This window comes from Micromonospora sp. M42 (genome assembly GCF_000568915.1).
Taxonomy (GTDB): Bacteria; Actinomycetota; Actinomycetes; order Mycobacteriales; family Micromonosporaceae; genus Micromonospora; species Micromonospora chalcea.
This window is the reverse complement of record NZ_KK037233.1, coordinates 4,836,047-4,840,980: the sequence shown is the minus strand read 5'-3', so window position 1 is coordinate 4,840,980 and position 4,934 is coordinate 4,836,047. Positions and strand designations below refer to the sequence as shown.

The following is a 4,934-nucleotide window of genomic DNA, read 5'->3' as shown; positions in this document are numbered from 1 at the left end:
TCACCGCCGGTCACGCGGTCGGGCCGGACGACCCGGACGGCGCGCTGCTCTGCGACGCGGACCTGGCGGTGCTGGCGGCCCCGGCGGAGCGCTACGACAGGTACGCCGCCGCGATCCGCGCCGAGTACGCGCACGTGCCCGAACCGGACTTCCGCGCCGGCCGGTCGGCGGCGCTGCGGCACCTGCTCGCGCTGCCGGCGCTGTACCGGCTACCCGAGCCGCACGCCCGCTGGGAGTCCCGCGCCCGGGCCAACCTGTCCCGGGAGCTGGCCGCGCTGGCCTGAGAAGCGGTGCTTCGGACGGCGAAGGCCGGTGTCCCGCAGCAGCCGGACGATCTCCCGCGAGGGCACGACAGTCGCGCCCAGCCACACCGCCGCCCGGAACCGTTCGGCGGGCACGTCGTAGTGGTCCCGGTCGAAGCCGCGCCGGGGCGCGCCGAGCATCTCCGCGAACGCGTGCAGCTCGGCGTACGAGACGTCGCTGATCAGGTGCGACCAGAGCCGGCCGCGCCAGGGCACGGCGGGCGGGTCCAGGTAGAGCACGGCAACAGACGGTACGCCGGTAGCCTTCCCGGCATGGCCGCCCATCCCCTCCTCGACGACCTGCGGGGCGCGCTCGGCGACGCCGCCGTGCTGACCGACCCGGACCTGCTGGCCGGGCACGCCCGCGACGAGGCAGACCTGTGCGACTCGGGCGTCCCGCTGGTGGTGGTCCGCCCCCGTGACACCGAGGGCGTGGTGGCGGTGGTCCGGGCGGCGGGGCGGCACGGCGTACCGGTGGTGCCGCAGGGCGCGCGGACCGGGCTGGCCGGCGCGGCGAACGCGGTGGACGGCGCGGTGGTGGTGAGCACCGTGGCGATGAACCGGGTCCGCGAGATCGACCCGGTCGGCCGGATCGCCGTGGTGCAGCCCGGCGTGGTCAACGCGGCGCTCGCCCGCGCGGTGCGGGAGCACGGCCTCTGGTATCCGCCGGATCCCGGCTCGTGGGAGTCGTCCACCGTCGGCGGCAACGTGGCCACCAACGCCGGTGGCATGTGCTGCGTGAAGTACGGCGTGACCGGCGAGTACGTGCTGGGCCTGGAGGTGGTGCTCGCCTCCGGCGAGGTGCTGCGCACCGGGCGGCGTACCGCGAAGGGGGTCGCCGGGTACGACCTGACCCGGCTCTTCGTCGGTTCGGAGGGCACGCTCGGCGTGATCACCGAGGTGACAGTGGCGTTGCGTCCGGCCCCGGAGCAGTCACTGACACTGGTCGCGGTCTTCCCCACGGTGGCCACGGCCGGCGGTGCGGTCGCCGGGATCGCCGGGCGGGGGCTCACCCCGAGCCTGCTGGAACTGCTGGACCGGACCCATCTGCGGGCGATCGAGGCGTACCGGCCGATGGGTCTGCGCACTGATGCCGAGGCGCTGCTGCTGGCAGCGGTGGACACCGGCGCCCGGGCCGCCGACGACCTGGCCCGGCTGGCCGAGGTGTGCACGGCGGCGGGCGCCGACGAGGTGTACGCGGCCGGCGACGCGACCGAGGCGGCGGCGCTGCTGCAGGCCCGGCGGCTGGCCCACCCGGCGATGGAGCGGTTCGCGGCGCAGACCTACCCCGGCGGCAACGGTGGCCTGGTCATCGACGACGTGGCGGTGCCGCGCGCCCGGCTGGCGGAACTGCTGGACGGGGTGGCCCGGATCGCCGAGGCGTGCCGGGTGCCGATCGGCGTGGTCGGTCACGCGGGCGACGGCAACATGCACCCGAACATCGTGGTCGACCGGGCCGACCCGGACAGCCTGGCCCGGGGGCGGCGGGCCTTCGACGAGATCATGGCGCTCGGGCTTGAGCTGGGCGGCACCTGCACCGGGGAGCACGGCGTGGGGCTGCTCAAGCGGGACTGGCTGGCCCGCGAGATCGGCCCGGTGGGCGTACGGGTACACCAGGCGATCAAGGCGGCGCTGGACCCGGCCGGGTTGTTCAACCCCGGCAAGGTGTTCTAACCCTTGTCCTCCGCGGGCGTGGCCTGGGTGACGAGCAGCAGCACGTCATAGGCCACCTTCGGCTTCGGCTCGCCCGGGCAGTCCTGAATGGTGACGGTCAGGCCGGGCGGGACGAGCAACGTCGAAGTCAGCACGCCGATGCAGCCCTGCTTGTAGCCGCGGGCCTCGTCGGTCTCCTTCGCCAGCGCCGGGTCGGCGAGCATCCGCTGGAGCCGCCGGCTCTGCTCGGGGCTCAGCGTGCCGGTGGCGTCCACGCCGTCACCGGCGCAGTCGCGGCACTGCCAGCGGCCGGACGGGTCCACGTCGAGGTGGCGGATCGGGCCCTCGTCGCCGAGCTTCTGCACCAGGGAGACGCGCTTGCCGGCCGGGGTGGGGCTGGCTGTTCCCGCTGTTCCGGGCGCGGTGGCGCCTTCGGCCCGGCCGAAGGCGCATCCGGTCAGAGCGGTCGCCAGCAGGACGGCAGCGGACAGGGCGGGGACGCGCGACGACCATGATGGGCGGACCACGCGGGGAAACCTACACTTCCGTAGGTAGCGCGCACTAGCGGCCGAGCGGCCCGGGGTGGGGATCCCCTACCTGGGGGAGGCCGGAAGTTCAACGCCCGGGCCGTCGGTCCCTCGGTCTGCTGCGAAACCACGCACATCGGGCGCGCCGAGGCGGGCCGCGTCGGCGGCGATGTCGTCCGTCATGAGCTGCGACTCCCGCTCGGCCAGCACCCGCGCCCGGTAGTGGGCCACCTCCCGGTCCCGGGTCGCCGCGTCCCAGCCGAGCACCGCGCCCATCAGCTCCGCGGCGTGCTCCGCCGACTCCAGGCCGCGGTGGCTGGTCTCGATCGAGATCCGGGTACGCCGGGTGAGCACGTCCTCCAGGTGCAGCGCGCCCTCGGCGCGGGCGGCGTACGTCACCTCGGCGGCCAGGTATTCCGGCGCGCCGGCCAGCGGCGAACCGAGCAGCGGATCGGCGTCGACCAGCGCGAGCAGGTCCAGCGTGAGGTTGCCGTATCGCTCCAGCAGGTGCTCGACCACGCCGACCGCGACTCCGTGCCGGCGGGCCAGGTCGGCCCGGTCCCGCCACAGGGCCGCGTAGCCGTCGGCGCCCAGCAGCGGCAGGTCTGCGGTACGCGAGGGGCGGGTCCGGCCGAGCCGGTGCATCGCGCGGTCGACCACGTCCGACGCCATCACCCGGTAGGTGGTGTACTTGCCGCCGGCCACCAGCAGCAGGCCGAGCATCGGCTCCACCACGGCGTGCTCGCGGGACAGCTTCGAGGTGGAGTCCGCCTCGCCGGCCAGCAGCGGGCGCAGCCCGGCGTAGACGCCCTCGATGTCGGCGGTGGTCAGCGGCCGGTCCAGCACCGTGTTGACCTGGGAGAGCAGGTATTCGATGTCGCTGGCGGTCGCAGCCGGGTGGGACCTGTCGAGTTGCCAGTCCGTGTCGGTGGTGCCGATGATCCAGTGCCCGCCCCAGGGGATCACGAAGAGCACGCTCGTGGCGGTACGCAGGATCAGGCCGGTCTCGCCGACGATCGCCGATCGGGGCACCACCAGGTGCACTCCCTTGGAGGCCCGGACCCGCAGCTTCGGGCGGAGCCCGACGTCGTTGAGCATCCGCGACATGTCGTCGCTCCACACGCCGGTGGCGGCGATCACGGTGCGCGCGCGTACCTCGAACTCGGCGTCCGGCGAGCCGGCCGGCGCCTCCAGGTCGCGTACCCGCACGCCGGTGACCTCGCGGGCCTGGCGGGTCAGGCCGACCGCGCGGGCGCTGGTCACCACCGTCGCGCCGAGGCTCGCCGCGGTACGCGCCAGCGTCACCACGAGACGGGCGTCGTCGACCTGACCGTCGTAGTAGCGGATCGCGCCGGCCAGCTTGTCCGGACGCAGGCTCGGGAAGATCCGGCGCGTGCCCTCGCGGCTCAGGTGCCGGTGCAGCGGCATCCCCCGCCCGCCGCCGAACACCCCGGCGAACGCGTCGTACGCGGCCACGCCGAGCCCGTAGTAGGAGCGGCGGAAGAACCGCCGGGGCAGGTCCCGCGCGCCGCCCTCGGCGGGCAGCGGAACCAGGATCGGCACCGGACGGACCAGGTGCGGGGCGAGCCGGGTGGCGAGCAGTCCGCGTTCGGTCAGCGCCTCGTGGACCAGGTGGAACTCCAGCTGCTCCAGGTAGCGCAGGCCGCCGTGGATCAGCTTGCTGGACCGGCTGGAGGTGCCGGCGGCGTAGTCGCGCGCCTCCACCAGGGCGACCTTCAGCCCGCGGGACGCGGCGTCGAGCGCGGCGCCCGCTCCGGTCACCCCGCCGCCGATGACCAGGACGTCGAACCGCTCGGCCCGAAGGCGGCGCAGGTCGTCGGCGCGGCGCTCGGCGGAGAGCTGGCCGGCCACGGATCGGGACACGTTGGGGTCGCGCACCCGTCCACGGTAACCGTCCGGGGCCGCGGGAACGGCCCGGCCGTACCGTGATGACCATGCTGACCGGCCCGCCGTTCGGCCCGTACCGCCGCCGCCACCGGTGAGACCGGGCCGTGGCCGGGTCGTCGCGGCCGTGCTCACCGGGTTCTGGGTCGTGCTGGTGACCGTTCCGGGTCAGGTCGGCGGCTGGCTCGTCGAGCAGGTCATGCTGGTCATGGGCCTGGACCGGGCGGTGGCGGTCTGGCCGGTGGTGGCGGTGGTCACCGTGCTGCTGGCCGGGGCGCCCTCGCTGGCGCTGGCGCTGGCGCCCCGCTCCCCCGCGCTGCGGGCGACCGGCCGCGCCTGGACCGCCGCCGTGGTCGCGCTGGGCGCGACGACGCTGCTGCGGACGGTGCCGCCGGTGCACCACGAGGCGTACCTGGCCGCGCTGGCGGTGACCGCCGCGGTGCTCGCGTTCGTCGCCGCCCGGCTGGACCCGCGTGCGTCCGCCCGTCGCCGTGGACGCGGTCCCGGAGGGCCGTTTCGGGACGGTGCCGCTGCTGGCGGTCGCGGC

The 4,934-nt window shown here is 75.2% G+C and carries 4 protein-coding genes and 2 pseudogenes; 3 read left to right on the top strand and 3 right to left on the bottom strand.

Going from position 1 to position 4,934, the window contains the following annotated elements; translation table 11 throughout:
- A pseudogene (locus MCBG_RS22290) lies at positions 1-284 on the top strand (metal-dependent phosphohydrolase); the annotation flags it as partial.
- Here the strand turns inward: MCBG_RS22290 and MCBG_RS22285 are convergent.
- Positions 210-542, bottom strand: a complete 333-nt coding sequence (locus MCBG_RS22285; RefSeq protein WP_043330893.1) for a DUF4031 domain-containing protein — start codon at positions 540-542, stop codon at positions 210-212. The pseudogene MCBG_RS22290 and the gene MCBG_RS22285 overlap by 75 nt on opposite strands.
- A gap of 33 nt (positions 543-575) precedes the next feature.
- Between MCBG_RS22285 and MCBG_RS22280 the strand changes: the two genes are divergently transcribed.
- Positions 576-1,976 carry an FAD-binding oxidoreductase gene (locus MCBG_RS22280; protein WP_043327990.1) on the top strand — a complete coding sequence of 467 codons (1,401 nt, stop codon included), beginning with the start codon at positions 576-578 and terminating at the stop codon, positions 1,974-1,976.
- On the opposite strand, the gene MCBG_RS22275 is transcribed toward MCBG_RS22280, so the two are convergent.
- Both MCBG_RS22275 and MCBG_RS22270 read right to left on the bottom strand, forming a co-directional pair.
- Entirely contained in the window at positions 1,973-2,482 is a 510-nt protein-coding gene (locus tag MCBG_RS22275; RefSeq protein ID WP_043327989.1) for a hypothetical protein, read from the bottom strand. The two genes, MCBG_RS22280 and MCBG_RS22275, sit on opposite strands and share 4 nt — an antisense overlap.
- 66 nt (positions 2,483-2,548) lie before the next feature.
- Positions 2,549-4,366 (bottom strand): glycerol-3-phosphate dehydrogenase/oxidase, encoded by a 1,818-nt coding sequence (locus MCBG_RS22270; RefSeq protein ID WP_043330892.1) that lies wholly within the window; start codon positions 4,364-4,366, stop codon positions 2,549-2,551.
- A 115-nt stretch (positions 4,367-4,481) separates the two neighbouring features.
- Here MCBG_RS22270 and MCBG_RS33165 point away from each other — a divergent pair.
- Positions 4,482-4,934, top strand: a pseudogene (locus MCBG_RS33165) (peptidase S8); the annotation flags it as partial.

Excerpts from the sequence above, each read along its gene's own strand:
- MCBG_RS22280 (WP_043327990.1), top strand. The coding sequence starts at position 576 with ATGGCCGCCCATCCCCTCCTCGACGACCTGCGGGGCGCGCTCGGCGAC.